Here is a 19641-nt window from a genome sequence, read left to right as displayed (position 1 = left end):
GGTCATCGTGTTCTCATCAAACATATTAGTTATTATTATAAGACTTGCGTCGTCCGCCGGAAGATTGTGGTCTGCCACCGCCGCGTCGGTCTCCACCGCCACGGTTTGATCCACCGCGTGAACCGCCGCCACGAGGGCCGTTGCCTCCGCGTCCGCCGCCTTTACCGCTGCGGGATCCGCCTTTTTTATAGCCGCCGCCGCCGCGATTGCCGCCTCTTGATGGCAATGGACGTTCTTCTGTGATTTCAACAGGAGTTGTGTCCGGCTCTTTTGTCAGGACTTTGATCGCTGCTGCCACGGCTTGGATTGGATCGTGGTCATTCAGGAATTCTTCTGCGAATTGAGAGTAATCCTTCAGATCGTTTTCTTTTGCCGCTTCGATCAGCTTATCCAAAGCCAGGCGCTGTTGTCCTTCAAGCGCTTCGTTCAGGCTTGGTGGCTTAAGGCCCATCATTTTCTTCTTCGTTGTTTGTTCAACAACGCGAAGGTAACCCATCTCCCTTGGTGTTACGAATGTGATGGACATACCTTTTTTACCTGCACGTCCTGTACGTCCGATACGGTGAACGTAGCTTTCAGGATCTTGAGGGATATCGAAGTTGTAAACGTGCGTTACGCCTGAGATGTCAAGACCACGGGCTGCAACGTCCGTTGCGATCAGGATATCGATGCGGCCTTCCTTGAACTTTTTAAGAACCGTCATACGGCGCGCTTGAGAAAGGTCGCCGTGGATTCCTTCTGCAAGGTAACCGCGGATGCTTAGCGCACGGGATAGTTCATCTACGCGACGCTTCGTACGACCGAATACAATCGCAAGTTCAGGTGATTGTACGTCGATCAGACGTGATAGTACATCGAATTTTTCTTTTTCAGTTACTTTTGTGAAGTATTGTTCGATATTTGATACCGTCACTTCTTTGGACTTCACTTTGATGAGCTCAGGCTCTGTCATGAAGCGCTCTGCGATACGGCGGATCGGATCCGGCATTGTAGCAGAGAATAGAAGTGTTTGTCTTGTGCTTGGTACGGTTTCAAGGATGCTCTCGATGTCTTCGATGAAGCCCATGTTAAGCATTTCATCCGCTTCGTCCAGTACCAATGTCTCAACGTTATCAAGCTTAAGCGTACGACGCTTGATGTGGTCTAGTAGACGTCCTGGTGTTCCGACGATGATATGCGGATTCTTTTTCATTGCACGGATTTGGCGTTGGATGTCCTGTCCGCCATATACGGATAAGACGCGTGCACGCTTATCTGCTCCGATGCGGTATAGTTCTTCAGAAACCTGGATGGCAAGTTCACGTGTAGGCGCGATAACCAGTGCTTGGACGTTCGGGTTCTTCATGTCGATCTTCTCGATCATTGGAATTCCGAATGCCGTTGTTTTACCAGTTCCTGTCTGTGCCTGACCGATGATATCCTTACCTTCCAGACCTGCTGGAATTGTACTTGCTTGAATTGGGGTTGCTTCTTCAAAGCCCATACGTTTAATTGACTTTAACGTAGATGCGCTTAAGTTTAAATCTGCAAACTTTGTCAATGCTATTCATTCTCCTTTTGATTTACATCTTTTATAACTAATCAAATGTGCTGATTATATTTTTAAATCGGAACGAAATCTTACACACCGAAAGACTTCGGTATCTAATCTAAAATCGTCTATATGAGATGTTTATCCATAAATATTGATTGCAATATCCATTGGAATGCTTGCCGCTTAGGACACTTCGTCGCTGCGGATTTTCGCAAGGTTCATTGCAAAAAAATACACTCTTCTAAATCGAAGAGCTGGCACGTCAACAAATAGTACAATGTTGTAGTAATGTTACCACTTATAGAGATGAATTTCAATCTATTGTAAAATAGTCGCTCTATTCACTCTCCAAGAAATGGTAGATCTCTCCAAATAATTCGTGCTTATCTTCACTGTGGCAAATCAGGTGCTTTGATTTTGTGGAATAATATAGGTTTTTTTCTTCAGATGAGATGGTTTCATAGATATATTTCGCACTTTTTGGCGGGACTATCCCATCATTTTCTCCCTGCGCGATAAAGGTCGGGACGTCGACTTTATGAAGGAGTGGCCGTGCTCTTTGCACAACCTTTTTAAACTCGTAAGTAGAAAGGATCGGAGTATTGGTCACTTTAAATTTATAGCGGTTGTACAGTTCATTTTCAAGTATTTTCCCTTGAAGGCCTTCCTTGATCATCCCGCCGATGTCCTTCATGAGCTGCTTGATGTTCACATAATAGGCAGCTGCGCTCAAAAGGACGAGTTTGTCGACGTTATAGTTGACTGTCAGGTAGGAGGCGATCAAGCCCCCCATTGAAAAGCCGATCACATACACTTTCTCGCACTGCTCCAATAGGTTCTTCAATTGGTCTTCTGCATGCTCGATCCATTCGACATGCTTGACACCTCTTAAAGCCAATGTTTCACCATGGCCAGGCAGAGTGGGAACCACTATCTTCCAATCAGTTCTTTCTTTCAAATAGTCAGCCAGGGGTTCGACTTCATACGGTCCCCCCGTAAATCCATGAATAAGTAAACATCCAATCATCTTTATCCCCGCTTACTGCTAAAAAGATAGAGGGAGTATGCACTCCCTCCCATTTTGTTCAAATTCTCCGCATTCTAATCCTAAGGTTTATGTCAAAGAGTCGATGATGTCTTCTAGCTTCATTCCCCTTGACGCTTTGAAGAGGATCAATTCGCTGCCTTTGATTTGTTTTTTGAGCTCTTCAGAAAGCTCCTGTTTGTCCTGATAGGAATGGACACGGCTTTCCGGGAATCGTTCGAGGGCCCCTTTGGCAATGAATCCCGCAAGCTTTCCATACGTATACACGTGCTGGATCTTATCAGGGTCGATCGTCCTGCCGATTTCCAAATGGAACTCTTCTTCCTGGTCTCCGAGTTCGAGCATGTCTCCAAGCACGAGGACTTTATGTTCGAAGCCGTCAAGCTCGGATACAAGCTCGACCGCTGCTTTCATGGATGTCGGGCTTGCGTTGTACGCATCATTGATGATCTTCTCGCCTTTTTTCCCCTCTGACATCTCCATCCTCATCTTTGTGAGCTCTAGCGACTCCAGACCCTTCTTCATCCCTTCGATTCCGACACCGAATTCCTTGGCGATCAAGATCGCTGCCAGTGCATTATGGATATTGTGCTGACCGAGGACAGGTAGGAAGAATGTCTCTCCACTATATAGGGACGTCTCGAAATGGCTACCGTCGTTGCTCATGCTGATATTCAATGGATAGATGGTATTGCCTTCACTTCTACCGAACGTTTCGATCCGATTCAGGGATATATTCTTTACCCCTTCCTTGAGAAGAGGCTCGTCTCCGAAGTAAGCAAAGAGACCGTCTTTCTTCAGGCCTTTGACGATTTCCAGCTTTGCTTTTGCGATTCCTTCACGTGAACCGAGGTCCTGAAGATGTGATTCACCGATATTGGTGATGATCGCTGCGTCAGGCTGAGAGATTTCCGATAACAGTTCGATTTCCCCGAAGCCGCTCATTCCCATTTCAAGCACAGCCACTTCGGCGTCCTCAGGCAGCGCAAGGATGGTCAACGGCAATCCGATGTGATTATTATAGTTGCCCTGCGTTTTATGCACCTTGTATTTGGTAGAGAGCAGGCTTGCCACCATGTCCTTCGTCGTTGTCTTTCCGTTACTGCCCGTGATGCCGACGACTTTAAGGTCGAGCTGATGGCGGTATTGGTTCGCCAGTGACTGGAGCGCAAGCAGCGGATCGTCCACGACGAGGACAGGGATATCCGTTGGCGGATCCGGTACATTCTTATCCCAAAGGGCAGCCGTCGCACCATTTTCAATCGCCTGTCTGACAAATCGGTGGCCGTCCACATTTTCACCCTTGAACGGGACAAATAAGTTACCTTGTTCGATCTTCCTCGTATCGATGCACACCCCACTTATGACTTTGTCATGGAATGGGGTCAGATCGTTATGCACATGAAGCATTTCAACCGTTTCTTTTATTGTTTTTTCAAACATGTTCGTTCTCCTTTACAAGTTACTGATAAGAAAAAAGGTGCCAGCTGGCGACACGAATAAGGCCGATAAGCGTTTTTGGGCACGTTCTTTTTACACCTGATAGTCGATTGTCAGCTAGCTAAAATAGAGGCGGGACTGCTTTTAGATCCTCATCCTCCAGTCAGTCCCTCCTTGTTCACGTGTTACATTGTATGTTTGATTGTCTGTTTATCTTGATGGCGCTCCATACCGAGCTCGACTAATTTTCCGATCAATGCAGGGTATTCGACGCCTGTGTGCTTCCAAAGAAGCGGGAACATGCTGAATGGCGTGAAACCAGGCATCGTATTGACTTCGTTCATATAGATCTGTCCGTCTTCTGTCAGGAAGAAGTCTGCGCGGACCAAGCCTGAGCAATCGAGGGCCTTGAAGGATTGGATCGCGATCTCTTCCATCTTTGCGTATGTTTCCTGGTCGATTTCTGCAGGGATGATCAGTGCCGTATCCCCATCTTCATATTTAGCTTTGTAATCATAGAAATCCTTCTTCGGTACGATTTCACCCGCAACAGAGCATTCAGGCTGATCATTGCCAAGTACCCCAAGCTCGATCTCACGTGCCTTCACGCCTTCTTCGATGATGATCTTGCGGTCGAATTGGAACGCTTCCTCGAATGCAACCGCCAGCTCTTCCCTATTCGTACATTTGCTGATACCGACGGAAGAACCGAGGTTGGCAGGTTTTACGAAACAAGGATAACCGATTTCGCTTTCCACTAGTTGATACGCATTGTCAGGATTGGCCTTCCATGTGCTGCGGATGAACCATGTGTAGCCCACTTGAGGAATCCCCGCTTGGGCAAAAAGGTTTTTCATGATCACCTTATCCATGCCCGCAGAGGATGCAAGGACGCCGTTCCCCACATAAGGAAGGTTCAGTAATTCGAGCATTCCCTGAACAGTACCATCTTCACCGTTGGGACCATGAAGCAGCGGGAAGATCATATCGTATCCTTCGCTGCCTTCAGAACCTGCCGGAGTGATGGCTGTGCTCAATGCATTCGGGGAGATCACTTCTCCCTCGTTGAATTGCAAAGCCTTGACATCGTCTACAGGCGCATCCAATTGAGGGCCTTTGATCCACTGTCCTTCCGTCGAGATGAAGACAGGGTGAATTTCATATTTATTTAAGTCCAGGGCGCCGATGACCGCCTTGGCTGTTTGTAGAGAGACATTATGTTCGGCCGATTTACCGCCGTACAATAAACAAAGCTTGGTTTTCATGTATGAGTTACCTCCAATATTAACAATAGATGTTTCTATTTTATCACTTTCATCCTAAAGGGAAAGATTGATTGGAACGAAAATAAAAATTACCACCTTGGTCCTTGTTCAGACAGGGTTCCCCCCGCTGAAATTCATCTCTATATATGTATGTTTACCCAGCCTAGTCCCGATACAGTGATAAGGTCTTTATTTTATCTGAATAAACTTAAGATTCCGCCTATTCATTCACCTATTAAAATATAGTCCGATCGGGTGTATAATCCTCCTATCAAACACATTTGTATTTTTAAGGAGGACAACAAGATGAGAAAGTTTGGATTGTTGCCTAGGATCCTTGCGGGGATTGCGCTAGGTATTGTCATTGGTTCAGTTGCACCAGAATGGATCGTGAAATTATTTGCTACGTTTAATGGCCTTTTCGGTAATTTCCTAGGGTTCGCGATTCCATTGATCATCATCGGCTTCATCGCTCCCGGTATCGGTTCGATGGGTAAAGGTGCCGGTAAGATGCTGGGGTTGACGACAGGGCTCGCATACGGCTCAACCGTCCTTGCAGGACTGCTTGCCTTTGTGGTCGCTAAGAGTATTTACCCATCTCTTCTTGCAAATCAAACTTCTCAATCATTCGAAAATCCGGAAGAAGCTTTATTGAAAGGGTTCTTCTCGGTGGACATGCCTCCGATCATGGGCGTGATGACAGCTCTTTTGATTGCTTTTACAATCGGACTCGGAATGGCTGCCATTAAAGGCGATGCCCTCTTAAAAGGAATGAATGAGTTCAAGAATATTGTGGAATTGGTGATTGAAAAGATCATCATCCCTCTTCTGCCTCTTCATATTCTCGGGATTTTCGCCAATATGACACAAGGTGGACAAGTAAGTGCGATCATGTCTGTATTTGCAAAGGTATTTGTCATGATCATTTTATTACATGTTTTCTTTTTGGTCGTGCAATACACAACGGCCGGTACGTTACGGAAACAAAATCCTTTTGCAATGATGAAGGAAATGATGCCTGCCTATTTCACGGCGCTCGGGACACAGTCATCGGCTTCGACAATCCCGGTTACGCTTGAACGCACAAAGAAGCTTGGTGTCAGGGAGCGAATCTCTGATTTCTCTGTTCCACTCCTTGCTACCATCCACTTATCGGGTAGTACCATCACCCTCGTAAGCTGTGCGATGGCGGTCATGTTCATCCAAGGGGAGGCATTGCAATTCTCTCAATTATTCCCGTTCATCCTCATGCTTGGCGTGACGATGATCGCAGCACCCGGGGTCCCTGGCGGTGCCGTCATGGCCGCTCTTGGGTTACTTGAATCAATGCTCGGATTTGGTCCAACGATGACAGCGCTCATGATTGCCCTTTACCTGGCACAGGATAGCTTCGGAACAGCCTGCAATGTTACAGGCGACGGGGCCATCACCTCCATCGTCGACAAACTGACAAACAAGAAAAAAGCTTCCCTTTCAAACGTAAAAGCAAGCTGACTATGAAGGTACGTCCCTCATCGCTTTAAAGCGATGAGGGACGTACCTTCTTTTTTGCTGAACATTCTGTATAATGGAAGGAACAGGAAAGTTTAACCTGAAAACTAGAATCAGATGACTATAAAGGAGTGCATGGTTTGAATACAACACGTAATCGGGTCATAGTAAGAAAAATAACAGAAGACGACCTTGAAGTCCTTTGGGGTTACATATATAAAGACGAATCCCCGCAATGGAAACAGTGGGACGCGCCCTACTTCCAACATGTCAGAAAATCCTACGATGAGTATAGACAGTCTTTCTTGAACAATGTCGAAAGAAACGACGAACACCAACGGATCATCGAGGTAGATAACAAAATCATCGGGACGACAAGCTATTATTGGGAATACGAACCAACCAAATGGCTGGAAGCCGGCATCGTGATCTATGATCCCGCCTACTGGAACGGGGGATATGGAACGGAAGCATTGACGAAGTGGGTCGATCACCTTTTTGAAACGAAGGACATCGGCCGTGTAGGCATCACGACCTGGTCCGGAAACGAACGCATGATGAGGGCTGCCGAAAAGGTCGGCATGACGCTTGAAGGCAGGATGAGGAAGTGCAGATATTACAATGGCGTTTATTATGATTCGATACGGATGGGCATGATCCGGGAGGAATGGGAGCAACTCAAGGCCAACGGATGAACCGTTATAATAAAAATCACGACATAATCGGAAGCCGATACTTGATAAGTATCGGCTTCCATTCATTTATTCACTGACCCCACCAGCAACTTATTCCTCCCTCGAGTCACCGATCCAGTGCCTCAGCTTCTTCCTCGTCAAAAATAACAGCACAAGCAAGAGCAGGAACATGACGATGGCGACGTAAAGGTACATCCTGTCTTCACCACTCAGCCCCGAACCGAAGAAAACAAAACCGATTGTACCAGGGATGATCCCGATGGCCGTTGCAGCCATATAAGGCAAATACCGTACATTCCCCGCACCGGCTAAATAACTGACCAGATCAAAATTCAAAAACGGAACCAAACGGAGCAATAAAATATATAAGAATCCGTTGTCACTCATCTTTTTACGGATGCCGATCATTCTAGAAGATGGGTTCTTCCACCACTTCATCCCCAAAAACCTGGCGGCAGCGTAAGCGACCGTCGCACCTCCAAGAGCACCGATCAGAATGACTGCAATCCCATAAAAAGGACCGAATGCCAAGCCCGCTGCAATTGAAAAAATGGAGGTCGGAAACAAGACCAGCGGACGAAGAGTAAGGATGATGATGAATACGAGCGGTGCCCACCATCCGAACGATATGATCCAATCCCTAATATCATGCGGCCTCACTTCCCAAAAACTGTAGCTCCCCCAAAACACGAACAGGAGAAGGACAAAGAAGCCGAGCATCTTCATGATCTCTTTTCTCTTCAATTCCTTCCCCCCCATCCTCATTTAAGGCATTATATGCAATCTGCCCTCTGTTGTTTTCATTGTACTGCCACAAGGTCACAAAACCAACTTTACTGTTTGCATCACCCTTCCCTTTCTGGGTGTTTTGTCTTACTTTTATAATAAAGAATAAAGTGGTGAAACTTTTTCGTGCTTATTAAGTCTAATCGAATAGAGGTGATTGAACATGAAGAAACGGGTCATCGCATTGACCGGGGCCGTACTCATTGGTTTATCCGGGTGTGGAACAGCGGATGAAGAAGAAACGGAAGAAGTGACCGTCTCCACATCTGAATCAAGTCCAGCAGAGAAAGGAATTGTTGCAGGAAGCATGGAGCCGACCTTAGTAGAAATGGACATGCAAGAAGGTCAGATGATGTATCTCTACAAAATAAAAAACCAAACAGAACGGGAAAAACCATTCGTCTTTCCATCGGGCCAGAAAATCGATTTTGAGGTCACAAACAATAAAGGCGAAGTTGTCTATCGCGACTCGGAAAACAAGATGTATACGCAAGCCATCGAGGAACTCACACTGAAGCAAGGCGAGGAATTCACGCAGAAAGTCGCCTTGCCAAAGCTCGACAGCGGCTCCTACACGTTGAGTGTCTGGCTGACAGCCAAAGGGGAAAGCAACTATAAGGTAAAGAAAGACATTACCATCAAGTAATACCCGAGACCCGGGACAGGCCCTTCCTGATTGAAACAAACAGTCCCGATAAAAAAGGATCAGTCCCTGGAAAGGTGTTCATCAACTAAGCGTGAGCAGTCGATGAAGTCCCCTACACGGATTGATCCTTCTTTTCTTTTAAAATTGTAGTGACCGACAGGATGCCCCGGACTTCATCGTTGGCTTTTCATCACTTCGGCACTTTTATCGGATCGACGAACTCCAACTCTTTGTCTTCCGATCATAGATGAGCAGGCCATTAGCGGGGGATTTACTGAATTGCTGATAATCTTCCATCATTTCATCCATATTGAAATAGTCACCGATGACCCAGATCGGGATTTCGATCTTCCCTCTGCTCACGATGGCCTTCTCGATGGAGATGATTATGCCCTCTTTTATCTTTTCCTTGAAGGCAGTGATGATATGGGAACCAATATCCGGATACTGTTTTTCTTTCTTCTTCCCGAACAGTCCTTTACTGCCCTTCGTTGTTCCCAACCTAGAGGCCACGGTCGCCCCCAAAATATGATAGAAATCCGAGAAGTCACGGAAATATGTCTTATTGAACCACCCATCATCGTGGGAAAGGTATGCAAAGCGGTTATTCAGCTTGGAATAGAACGGTGCATTCAGAGGCTGCTTCAGGTGCCCCATATAGAGTAGCTCTGCGATTTCCTGCCCGTTCAGCTCGTTGACACCTGCTTCCTCATCAAAATCAATCCAGCAGAAATCCCCGTAGTTTTCGACATGATCATTTATGATTTTGTTCATCTCTTCTTGTTCAACATACTCAAGATGGGTGTGAATGTTAAACGCCCCGTGTTCGTACTGATGCTTGATCAACAGCAGGTTCTTCAGGGGCTTGGGCGTATTCAAAGCAAATTCTTGAAAATTGATGCCATACGAAACGACATATTGCCGGTCCATATTCTTATGTACATAGATGATGTCTTTTGCTTGCTTATTTGTTTTCAAAACATTCCCTCCATCTGATTTACACGATGCATATCTATTACTTATTATTTTAGCAAAGAAAGGTGGAAATCGTTCTTTTCTATTTCATTTCAAAATGATGACAAAAGTCGTAGGTAATTGTCGAAAAAAGTCATAAAGCGGGTAGAGGAACCCGATGGAACGCTCAAAACCTCCTAGGACGGAGGGCTGCTCGAAATCAACGCTTATCTTTTAAGTGTCAAATGACTTGTTTTTCATAAATATGGTGGTTCTGGCTTATTCGCTTTTGAAATGTTACATTTGATTGCGGTACGTAACATTTGATTTTTTTCTTCAAAGAAGGTTATGTAATATATGGAAAAGCTTAAACACCACTCGTTCATAAAGCCTCTTTTTACGACTTATTTCCTTAAGGCATCTCCACATGGTGGATAAAATGCCTGTCTCCCGCAGGACAGCCAGTAGAAATTTTCCTTCGTTTCTATTAGACTAGGAATGTGAAATCTTACGAAATTCAGGTGAATCAATTATGGAAACTCGCCAGCGTTTTGCTGATAAAATTGACTGGGGCCTTGTGTTTTTATTGATGATGTTTTTCATCGTCAGTGCGCTTGGCATAAGCAGCGCCCAAACGTCAGGACAATATGAGACAAACTTTGTGATCCGGCAGGCATTTTGGTATGTGGTCGGGGGAATCATCATAGGGGGAGCCCTATTCTTTGATTCAGAACAGTATAAACGGCTTGCCTGGTACATATATGGAGCAGGGATCTTCCTGCTTCTTATACTGCTTGCATCCCCTGAAAGCATCGCCCCTTATCGAAATGGGGCAAAGAGTTGGTTCATGCTCGGTCCACTCGGGTCGATCCAACCTTCCGAGTTCATGAAGACCTTTCTGATTCTTGCACTGGCCAGGGTCATTACGAATCATAACGAAATCACCCACAGGAAGACACTGCAGTCCGACTTTAAACTATTGGTAAAAATCGGACTGACCACCCTGCTTCCATTGGCCTTCATTATGAAACAGCCAGATTTAGGGACAAGCCTTGTTATCCTCGCAATCATGACGGGGATCATCCTCGTGTCAGGGATTACGTGGAAGCTGATTGTTCCAATCTATGCCTTTCTTGGTGTTGTCGGGGGCGCCTTGTTATCACTCGTCATCTGGGCCCCGGAATTCTTGGAAAAATACACAGGGTTCGAACCTTACCAATTCGGGCGGATCTACGCATGGCTCGATCCTTATAACTATGCCAAACTGGAAGGGTTTCACTTGATCAACTCCTTGAACGCCATCGGATCCGGACAGATATTCGGAAAAGGCTATAGCGATGGTGAAGTATATATCCCCGAAAACCATACCGATTTCATCTTCAGTGTCATCGGTGAGGAATACGGATTCATCGGCGCAAGCGTCGTGATCAGTCTGTACTTCCTATTGATCTACCACTTGACCAAGACGGCCCTGGATACGAAAGAACCATTCAATGCCTATGTGTGCGCAGGGATCATCTCGATGATTACCTTCCACGTCTTCCAGAACATTGGCATGACGATTCAATTATTGCCAATCACAGGGATACCGCTTCCTTTCATCAGTTATGGAGGAAGCTCACTGATGGGGAATATGCTGGCGCTTGGGATCGTATTCAGCATGAGGTATCATCATAAAACGTATATGTTCTCGTCCGAAGAATCTTAACGTTGCATTCATCTCCAAAATGTGTAAAATAAGAACTAACCAAATATAGGATATTCTTTGATGAAGAGAGTAATTCCGATGTGGATCTTATGAAGCGAGCCAGGGACGGTGCAAGCCTGGTGTGAAGCCCGGGGTGAAACGCACTTCTGAGAAGTCTTACCCGAAATATAGTAGGGAAAGACCGGATCAAACCGTTAACAAGTTGAGCGCCCTTCGGGAAAAAGAGTGGTACCGCGAGCAATGACTCGTCTCTATATAAATATAGAGGCGAGTTTTTTTATTGGTCGGGTTCTCTTTATAACAGGGAGAACGTGAGAAATGGGCCATACCTTCCCGGTTTGACTCCCCTTTCTCACTGCAGCGTCACTCACGGTTTCATTCGATGAGCAAGAAACAGCTTTTTATATCAATCGGAGGTGGATTGGATGGATTTAGTATCAGCTTTAGCCAAGGAATTGAAGTCTCAGGTCCTTACATCCTGGACGGAAGAGGAAGTAAGCATGTTGATTGAAACACCGAAACATACCCATATGGGGGACCTCGCGTTTCCATGCTTTCGATTAGCCAAGGAATGGAGAAAGGCACCCGCCGCGATTGCCGAAGAAATAGCGGAATCTCTCCATTCGTCATTATTGACCCATGTAGAAGCTGCCGGTCCCTATGTGAATGTACGGTTCAATCCCGTCGTCGCTGGAAGAGAAATCATTAAAAATATCATTACAGAGGGTTCCCGTTACGGCGATCATACCTTCGGTGAAGGAAAGACCATTGTACTGGATATGTCTTCTCCCAATATCGCAAAGCCCTTCTCAATGGGTCACCTCCGTTCAACCGTCATCGGGAACGCCATTGCCAATCTTGCAGGGAACTGTGGCTATGAGACGGTTAAGATCAATTATATCGGGGACTGGGGAACACAGTTCGGGAAGTTGATCGTTGCCTTCAAGAAGTGGGGAGACGAAGAAAAAGTAAGAGAGAATCCGATCGCCGAACTCTTCACCTTATACAAGAAGTTCCATGAGGAAGCAGCGACCGATCCTTCCTTGGAAGATGAAGGACGGAAAGCGTTCAAGCTTCTCGAAGAAGGTGATGAAGAAATCACCACACTGTGGAAATGGTTCAAAAGCGAATCCCTCGAAGCATTCAAGACGATCTATTCCCTACTGGGAGTGGAGTTTGATTCGTATAACGGGGAAGCCTTCTTTAACGACAAAATGGAAGCAGTAGTGGACCTCTTGGAAGAGCATAAGCTTCTTGAAATTTCACAGGGCGCAAAAGTGGTTCGCCTGAAGGATGAAACACTCCCTCCTTGTTTGATCAAGAAAACGGACGGTGCGACCCTATATGCCACAAGGGACTTGGCAGCGGCCCTTTATCGTCAGCGAGAATATTCTTTTGATGAAGCATTATATGTTGTAGGACAGGAGCAAACGGTCCACTTCAAACAAGTAAAAGAAGTGCTTGAGCAACTCGGATATGAATGGGCCCATAACATGAAGCATATCCCATTCGGCCTCTATCTGAAGGACGGGAAGAAAATGTCGACGCGTAAGGGCCGCGTCATCCTGCTAGAAGAGGTGCTTCAGGAAGCCATCGCGATGGCCGAGAAGAATATCAAACAAAAAAATCCGGATCTCAAAGATGGGGCAAAGGTTGCGCGTGATGTCGGGGTTGGCGCAGTCATTTTCCACGATGTTAAAAATGACCGCATGAACGATATCGAATTCTCCTTGGAGCATATGCTCACCTTTGAAGGCGAAACAGGACCGTATCTGCAATATACCCATGCGAGAGCACGGTCCATCCTGAGAAAAGCCGGGCTTTCCTCTTCCCTTTCCAACTATGATGGACTAGATGATCCGGCGAGCTGGGAAGTGATCAAGAAGCTGAGATTATTTCCTGAAACCGTGGAACGCGCGTGGAAAAACTATGCGCCCTCCATTGTGGCTAAATACCTTTTGGAGCTCGCAAAGTCATTCAATAGCTATTACGGGAACACGAAAATCATCAACGGTGATCAGCAGCAGGAAACCCGCTTGACCCTTGTATACGCTGTAGCAATGGTTTTATCAAAGGGATTGTCCATTCTTGGCATCGAATCACCTGATGAAATGTAGAAACCTTGAGTATCTTGTCATTATTTCCCGAGAAATGACTTTCACTGCGCCTTTACAAAAGGGTGGTTAGGAGCTATGTTGTTTTTTAAGGAACGAGTAGTGGTTGATTTGCTCTACAGGTACTACTTGAAGACTCCTTACTGAAATGGATATGTCATGACGCTCTCGACAAAAGATGATATACTTTTTTAGTATTCAAAAATGAAAGCACGTTTTACTATATTTTTTCAACCATAAAGGAGATATCTTATGTCTGAACTTCTTCACACGTTTGAAGCTTGGCTGATGGACTATGGGGTGTGGGGACTGATCCTCGTATCGTTCGCCGATTCATCCTTCTTCCCAATCCCGCCGGACGTCTTGCTGATTCCCTTGGCTATCGCCAAACCGGAAAGCGCCCTGCTTTATGCCTTTTACACGACAGCCGCTTCCGTGGTCGGTGCTTTATTCGGCTGGTGGATCGGAAAAAAACTGGGTCGGCCGATATTGGTTTACCTTTTCTCTGAAGAAAGGATTCAGAAGGTAGAGGGGTACTTCAAGAAATACGGTCCTATGGCTCTGCTCATTGCGGGTCTGACACCCGTTCCTTATAAAATCTTTACGATCTTTGCCGGGGTTTCAGGAGTCAGAATAAGAGTCCTTGTCATTTGGTCCATCATCGGGCGGGGTATCCGATTCTTCCTTGAAGGAATCATCATCCTGACCCTCGGTGCAAAGGCCAAACCTTTCATCGAAGAAAACTTCACCTTGTTGACACTTGCTGCCGGCGGGGTATTGATACTTGCCTACATCATTTATCTGGTCATCAAAAAGAAAAAGCAACCTGCATAAGGGTTTCGCCCATTTGCACAATAAAGGAGTATCGGACAGTGTCCGATACTCCTTTATTTCTTTTCCCCGACAATCAAGCGCATGTGATGCTTCAATACCACTAACGTTTGATCTCCTTGATCATATAGCTCCCCGTCCATATCGACCCGCTCATTATCTTCGAATCGGATACTGACTTCCGGTGCCTTGATGTGAATGATATCATTGGTGGGATCACTGACTTCGCCCGTACTCCTAAGCATGATGAATTCCTTCATGAGAGGAAATCCCGTCTTCTTCACGAGATACACATCAAGTAGTCCGTCCTCAAGGTCAATATCTACAGGAAGCGGATTTGCACCGATTGAACGGCCGTTCGCCGCAAGTACCATCACGACTTCTTCGTGAATGGTGTCCCCATTTGCAGTGACCGTCACGTTCAGGAGCTGGGGATCCTGTATTGATTGAAACGCACTGATATAGTAACTTAATTTCCCAAGCACACTCTTTGATCCCACATCGATGTTGTCACTTGTCTTGGATACGAGGCCCGCTCCCCAGAAATTGCTGAAATAGCGGTCCCCTGCCTTGACGATATCAATGTCCTTCTCCCGTTCGGATGAAGTGATGATTTCGACTGCCTGTCTCATATTCATCGGGACATTCAACGAGCGCGCAAAATCATTGCAGGTCCCCCCTGGGAGGATTGCGACTTTAGGTCTGGAGTTCAGGGAGGCTAGTCCATTCACTGCTTCATGGACCGTTCCGTCCCCTCCCATGATGATGACGAGGTCATATTCATGGCCCGTATCCCGGCAGATCCTTTCCGCATCTCCTTTGTCCTTTGTTTTGTGCACGGTCATGGTGTCACACTTGTCCAATAGAGGAGGGATGACGTCCTTCAACTGGACTTCAAGCTCCCCTTTACCTGCTTTCCCATTGCAAACCAACAAGATCCTTGAATAAAGCATCGTCATCACGTCACCAACTCTTATTAATAATAGGTGCTAATCCACACCATTTCCGCCAGTAAAACGGCTTTCTTCCCGATCGCATTCTTTCAAAAAAAAGAGGCTGACCCAAAAAGATGAAATGATCACCCTTAAAGGATCAGTCCTTTATGAGCCACTGCATTCGATTACATGAGTACAGACTTTCGCATTCTTGGGTCAACCTCTTTATTATGCTGTATTGGAGTCTTCTTGAGGCAGTGTCGATCGATGGGCAATCTTCAATCGCCCTTTGATATAGCTTTGGCCGTCACAAGCGATATGCGTATTCTGCATCCGATGTATCTCCATTTCCGCAAACATGGCCAATGCCCTTGAAACCTGGTCCAGCGCCATATTGACGCTACGCGGGTCAGGAGGCTGGTTCCCGCTCATACAGCGGTATGAAATATCATTGGCCCACTTTCTTATTTCCATTAAGGTCTGGACATCAAACATCACTCTTTCCATACCATCCCCTCCTTTTCATTACTAGTAGTATATCGTGAAATATAGGGGATTATGTCTGTCCAGCCTTTTATGAATCCTGTGTTAACGTCTTTGGCAATGGTTGATACTGCCGCAGGGAATGGAGGATCTCCCGTCTTGATTTCGTTTTAGAGACATTGACGCCGACTTTCGATAATTTGGTTATCACTCTTTTAAAGCGATCGTTCTCCTTTACCACGTTCGTCACCTCTTCAAATTATTTCTACACCTATTTGTACGTATGGAATAAAAAAAGGTTTCACTTTATTCTAGTTGGTTTACCTATTCCCGATAAATGAAACATTAATCCTATTTTTTGATTTTTTATTAGAATATTTCCGACTGAACTACACAATTTAAAGGTATGAAAACACTATTAGCGATTATCTTAGTCACTATGTCCCTAGCCTTTGGCCTTACAGGAAATGCTCACGCACAAGCTGAACGATCTTATATGGTAAAGAAAGGAGATACTCTTTGGAAAATATCAAAGAGATTCAGGGTCGGTTTGTCTGAAATCATTGATGCGAACCCACAGATCCCGAATCCCGACTTGATTTATCCAGGTCAGAGCATCCACATCCCAACCATCCAATCCATAAAATCGGTTGAGAGACAAGTGATCGACCTGACCAATCAGGAGAGGCAAAAAGCAGGACTCTCCCCGCTTCAGTTGGATTGGCAGCTTTCCAGGGTTGCACGATATAAATCCAGGGATATGAGGGATACAGGATACTTTGCTCACAGGAGCCCTCAGTATGGTTCTCCTTTCGACATGATGAAAAGCTTCAATATCCAATACTCATCGGCGGGTGAGAACATCGCTGTCGGTCAAACAAGTCCGGAGCAAGTGGTGCGGGAATGGATGAACAGCCCAGGACACCGCAAAAATATTCTTAACGGCACGTACACCCGGATCGGAGTCGGTTATGCCAAAGGAGGTTCGTACGGTACTTATTGGACTCAGATGTTCATTTCGAAATAATAATGTCCCCCGGCAGATTCCGGGGGATTTTTTTATGCCGTGTCCCTTTTCCCTCCCTGAGCATCCATGAGCGGTTACATCCCTCCCTTACAAGTAACTTCCTGCCGGAAAATGAATATCAAAATTGATTCTCCCCATACTAAAGATTGTACTGCCATAACAACCGAGGGGGAATTGAAATGAACGTACGCGATATTATGTCCACGAATGTAGAAGCAGCTTCCAACCAGGACTCTCTACAAAATGTAGCTTCCAAGATGCAATCAAGGAATGTCGGTTCTGTTCCAGTAGTGGAGAACGGACAGGTTGTCGGTATGATTACCGACCGCGACATCGCTACCCGTGGATTGACGAATGGTACGCAAGATCAAGTATCTTCCGTTATGTCACAGAACGTTGTGACCATTTCACCAGACGCATCAGCTGAAGAAGCTGCTGCATTAATGTCACAGCATCAAATCCGCAGGCTCCCGGTCGTCGAAAACGGTAATCTTGTCGGAATGCTGGCACTCGGGGATTTAGCAGTACAACAGAAAGCTGATCAAAGTGCAGGAGGCGCACTGAGTCAGATTTCAGAAAACCATTTGCGATAACGCTATGCAGAGGAGAAAGGGGCTGACATTCAGCCCCTTTCTCCTTTACTCTTTCTATTCCGACATTTTTTTCACTTTCAGGAAGGGATTTCTTGTTCTGCCCGAGAATAACTTTATAACGGAAATCTCAACTGAATCTAATGGGAGGTTTTAGAATGAGTCGTTCTGCTTATTATCGCAAAGAGGTCAGACACTTCAAACGTCAAAGCCGTAAGAAACTATTTGTCGACGGGATTCTTGATTTCTTGTTTATGCTTTTCGGTATTTCCATGATCACAGGTGTATTATTGTTTGTATTGACCTACTGGAACTATTACTGAACCTGATCCATTCACATAATGTTTAACGCTGCCATGGAGAATTCCTATGGCTTTTTATTTGGTTATCTGCTTGGAAAGTTCCTCCCACCTACACGAATAATATTATTCCTTCCACTTTCACTTATTATTTCAAAATAATTTCCTTTGACTCGCTTTGTGTCTCCATTGGTGTTGAACCTCAATAGATTCAAGTATTTACTATGACAGAATATTTCTAGCTCTCCGGAATTATTTGTTAAATTCAAATATTCAGATAACAACTTGACAATCGGTTTAAATTTTCAGATAATAATACACGTGACCGATACAAATTTTCGAGGGGGTTATCATGGAGATTCTAAACAATTTAGTCAACGAAGCAAATTCATATTTGTGGGGTTATATTTTAATCGGACTACTCATTATTTTAGGTATTTATTTCACAATCGGATCAAAGTTTGTTCAACTCCGTCACTTTGGCGAAATGGTCCGACTACTGGGCGATAAGGATGTTCAGCAGGCAGAGGGAGAGAAGCAAATCTCCTCATTGCAGGCATTCTTCATAGGAGCAGGAACTCGAATTGGTACAGGTAATTTAGCCGGTGTTGCAATTGCCTTAGCACTTGGAGGTCCTGGAGCGGTATTCTGGATGTGGCTTGTCGCCATTCTCGGCGGAGCGAGTGCATTCGTGGAAAGTACACTTGCCCAAATTTATAAAGTAAAAGACAAAGTAGGCTTCAAAGGCGGACCGGGCTACTACATGGAGAAGCAGCTCGGGAAACGCTGGATGAGTTCGATCTTTGCGGTCACAATCATTCTTTCCTTCGGTACTACATTCAATGCGGTACAAAGTAACACCATTTCCACTGCATTCAATAATTCATTCGGGATCAGCCCGCTTGTAATCGGACTTGTCTTGGCAGGTCTGACAGCTCTCATCATCTTTGGTGGCGTCAAGCGGATTGCGAGCTTCTCTTCTGCCATCGTCCCTGTCATGGCTGGCTTTTATATCATTTTGGCACTATTCGTTGTCATTACCAACATCACTGAGATGCCTTCTGTCATCGCCTTGATTTTCAAGAGTGCGTTTGGATTTGAGCAGGTGCTCGGCGGAGGAATCGGTGCTGCGATCATGAACGGTGTAAAACGCGGACTGTTCTCAAATGAAGCAGGTATGGGTAGTGCACCCAACGCTGCTGCGACCGCATCCGTTTCCCACCCTGTAAAGCAGGGGTTCATCCAAGCGCTTGGCGTATTCTTTGACACATTGCTTGTTTGTTCGGCAACTGCCTTCATCATCCTGACATCGGATGCATATGGGACTGGATTGACAGGCATCGAGCTTTCCCAGGCTGCCATGTCAGAGCATTTCCATTCATGGGCGGGGATTTTCCTCGCGATTGCAATCTTCACATTCGCTTTCAGTTCAATCATCGGAAGCTATTATTACGGAGAAGCCAACCTACCATTCATCAATAAGAGTAAAACGGGCCTTCTCATCTATCGCTTCATCGCGTTAGGTATGGTCATTTTCGGTTCCATGGCAAGTCTTGACATCGTGTGGGCGCTGGCAGATTTATCAATGGCACTGATGGCCATCACGAATCTGGTCGCGATCGGTATTCTTGCACCGATTGCATTCAAGGCGTTGAACAACTATATGGATCAGCGCCGTCAAGGCTTAGATCCGGTATTCTATGCAGATGACATCCCAGGTTTGAAGGGAGTCGAAAGCTGGCCGAAGCGTGAAACCGTGCGGAAGAAGGCTGTTAATGAATAATTAGATACTGGAACT

General features: G+C 45.7%; 19 protein-coding genes and 1 other annotated feature. Of the genes, 10 read left to right on the top strand and 9 right to left on the bottom strand.

The genetic code is table 11. From position 1 onward, the window contains the following. Positions 1-25: 25 nt before the first annotated feature. From LCM10_RS19155 to LCM10_RS19140, 4 genes are all read right to left on the bottom strand, one after another. Entirely contained in the window at positions 26-1540 is a 1515-nt protein-coding gene (locus LCM10_RS19155) for a DEAD/DEAH box helicase (RefSeq protein ID WP_224877980.1), read from the bottom strand. Positions 1541-1871: 331 nt separating this feature from the next. Then, the gene (locus tag LCM10_RS19150) at positions 1872-2561 is read right to left on the bottom strand and encodes an alpha/beta hydrolase (RefSeq protein WP_224877978.1); all 690 of its coding nucleotides are present in this window, start codon (positions 2559-2561) and stop codon (positions 1872-1874) included. Between the two features lie 87 nt (positions 2562-2648). Next, the gene (locus LCM10_RS19145; RefSeq protein ID WP_224877976.1) at positions 2649-4022 is read right to left on the bottom strand and encodes a UDP-N-acetylmuramoyl-tripeptide--D-alanyl-D-alanine ligase; all 1374 of its coding nucleotides are present in this window, start codon (positions 4020-4022) and stop codon (positions 2649-2651) included. Between the two features lie 182 nt (positions 4023-4204). Next, positions 4205-5284, bottom strand: a complete 1080-nt coding sequence (locus tag LCM10_RS19140; RefSeq protein WP_224877974.1) for a D-alanine--D-alanine ligase — start codon at positions 5282-5284, stop codon at positions 4205-4207. Positions 5285-5590: 306 nt separating this feature from the next. Between LCM10_RS19140 and LCM10_RS19135 the strand changes: the two genes are divergently transcribed. Next, entirely contained in the window at positions 5591-6778 is a 1188-nt protein-coding gene (locus LCM10_RS19135) for a dicarboxylate/amino acid:cation symporter (RefSeq protein WP_224877972.1), read from the top strand. Positions 6779-6906: 128 nt separating this feature from the next. Beyond that, positions 6907-7470: a GNAT family N-acetyltransferase gene (locus tag LCM10_RS19130; RefSeq protein WP_412103423.1), complete on the top strand. Its 564-nt coding sequence runs from the start codon at positions 6907-6909 to the stop codon at positions 7468-7470. 90 nt (positions 7471-7560) lie between these two features. On the opposite strand, the gene LCM10_RS19125 is transcribed toward LCM10_RS19130, so the two are convergent. After that, positions 7561-8214 (bottom strand): TVP38/TMEM64 family protein, encoded by a 654-nt coding sequence (locus LCM10_RS19125; RefSeq protein WP_224877968.1) that lies wholly within the window; start codon positions 8212-8214, stop codon positions 7561-7563. Between the two features lie 205 nt (positions 8215-8419). Between LCM10_RS19125 and LCM10_RS19120 the strand changes: the two genes are divergently transcribed. Further along, positions 8420-8902, top strand: a complete 483-nt coding sequence (locus tag LCM10_RS19120; protein ID WP_224877966.1) for a BsuPI-related putative proteinase inhibitor — start codon at positions 8420-8422, stop codon at positions 8900-8902. Positions 8903-9106: 204 nt separating this feature from the next. Here LCM10_RS19120 and LCM10_RS19115 read toward each other — a convergent pair whose 3' ends face one another. Further along, the gene (locus tag LCM10_RS19115; protein ID WP_224877964.1) at positions 9107-9880 is read right to left on the bottom strand and encodes a hypothetical protein; all 774 of its coding nucleotides are present in this window, start codon (positions 9878-9880) and stop codon (positions 9107-9109) included. A gap of 508 nt (positions 9881-10388) precedes the next feature. Here LCM10_RS19115 and LCM10_RS19110 point away from each other — a divergent pair. The 3 genes from LCM10_RS19110 (at position 10389) to LCM10_RS19100 (ending at position 14512) form a co-directional block, all read left to right on the top strand. Then, positions 10389-11564, top strand: a complete 1176-nt coding sequence (locus tag LCM10_RS19110) for an FtsW/RodA/SpoVE family cell cycle protein (RefSeq protein WP_224877962.1) — start codon at positions 10389-10391, stop codon at positions 11562-11564. Positions 11565-11612: 48 nt separating this feature from the next. Then, positions 11613-11820 (top strand) — a binding site (T-box leader). Between the two features lie 169 nt (positions 11821-11989). Beyond that, entirely contained in the window at positions 11990-13681 is a 1692-nt protein-coding gene (gene argS, locus LCM10_RS19105; RefSeq protein WP_224877960.1) for an arginine--tRNA ligase, read from the top strand. A gap of 249 nt (positions 13682-13930) precedes the next feature. Beyond that, positions 13931-14512, top strand: coding sequence for a YqaA family protein (locus tag LCM10_RS19100; RefSeq protein WP_224877958.1), 582 nt, complete (start codon positions 13931-13933; stop codon positions 14510-14512). Positions 14513-14565: 53 nt separating this feature from the next. Here LCM10_RS19100 and LCM10_RS19095 read toward each other — a convergent pair whose 3' ends face one another. The 3 genes from LCM10_RS19095 to LCM10_RS19085 form a co-directional block, all read right to left on the bottom strand. Further along, positions 14566-15468 carry a diacylglycerol/lipid kinase family protein gene (locus LCM10_RS19095; protein ID WP_224878030.1) on the bottom strand — a complete coding sequence of 301 codons (903 nt, stop codon included), beginning with the start codon at positions 15466-15468 and terminating at the stop codon, positions 14566-14568. A gap of 204 nt (positions 15469-15672) precedes the next feature. Then, positions 15673-15951: a hypothetical protein gene (locus tag LCM10_RS19090; protein ID WP_224877956.1), complete on the bottom strand. Its 279-nt coding sequence runs from the start codon at positions 15949-15951 to the stop codon at positions 15673-15675. Between the two features lie 67 nt (positions 15952-16018). Further along, positions 16019-16168, bottom strand: a complete 150-nt coding sequence (locus tag LCM10_RS19085) for an Lmo0850 family protein (RefSeq protein ID WP_224877954.1) — start codon at positions 16166-16168, stop codon at positions 16019-16021. 165 nt (positions 16169-16333) lie between these two features. Between LCM10_RS19085 and safA the strand changes: the two genes are divergently transcribed. The 4 genes from safA to LCM10_RS19065 all read left to right on the top strand — a co-directional run bounded on the left by safA (position 16334) and on the right by LCM10_RS19065 (position 19626). Further along, complete coding sequence (gene safA / locus LCM10_RS19080; RefSeq protein ID WP_224877952.1) at positions 16334-16954, top strand: SafA/ExsA family spore coat assembly protein; 621 nt, start codon at positions 16334-16336, stop codon at positions 16952-16954. Positions 16955-17133: 179 nt separating this feature from the next. Next, positions 17134-17547 carry a CBS domain-containing protein gene (locus tag LCM10_RS19075; RefSeq protein ID WP_224877950.1) on the top strand — a complete coding sequence of 138 codons (414 nt, stop codon included), beginning with the start codon at positions 17134-17136 and terminating at the stop codon, positions 17545-17547. 155 nt (positions 17548-17702) lie between these two features. Beyond that, positions 17703-17867: a hypothetical protein gene (locus LCM10_RS19070; protein ID WP_224877948.1), complete on the top strand. Its 165-nt coding sequence runs from the start codon at positions 17703-17705 to the stop codon at positions 17865-17867. 328 nt (positions 17868-18195) lie between these two features. Continuing rightward, positions 18196-19626, top strand: a complete 1431-nt coding sequence (locus tag LCM10_RS19065; RefSeq protein WP_224877946.1) for an alanine/glycine:cation symporter family protein — start codon at positions 18196-18198, stop codon at positions 19624-19626. Positions 19627-19641: the final 15 nt, after the last annotated feature.

The sequence above is a fragment of the Rossellomorea aquimaris genome (assembly GCF_020171925.1).
GTDB classification, from domain to species: Bacteria; Bacillota; Bacilli; order Bacillales; family Bacillaceae_B; genus Rossellomorea; species Rossellomorea aquimaris_F.
This window is presented reverse-complemented; position numbering and strand designations above follow the sequence as displayed.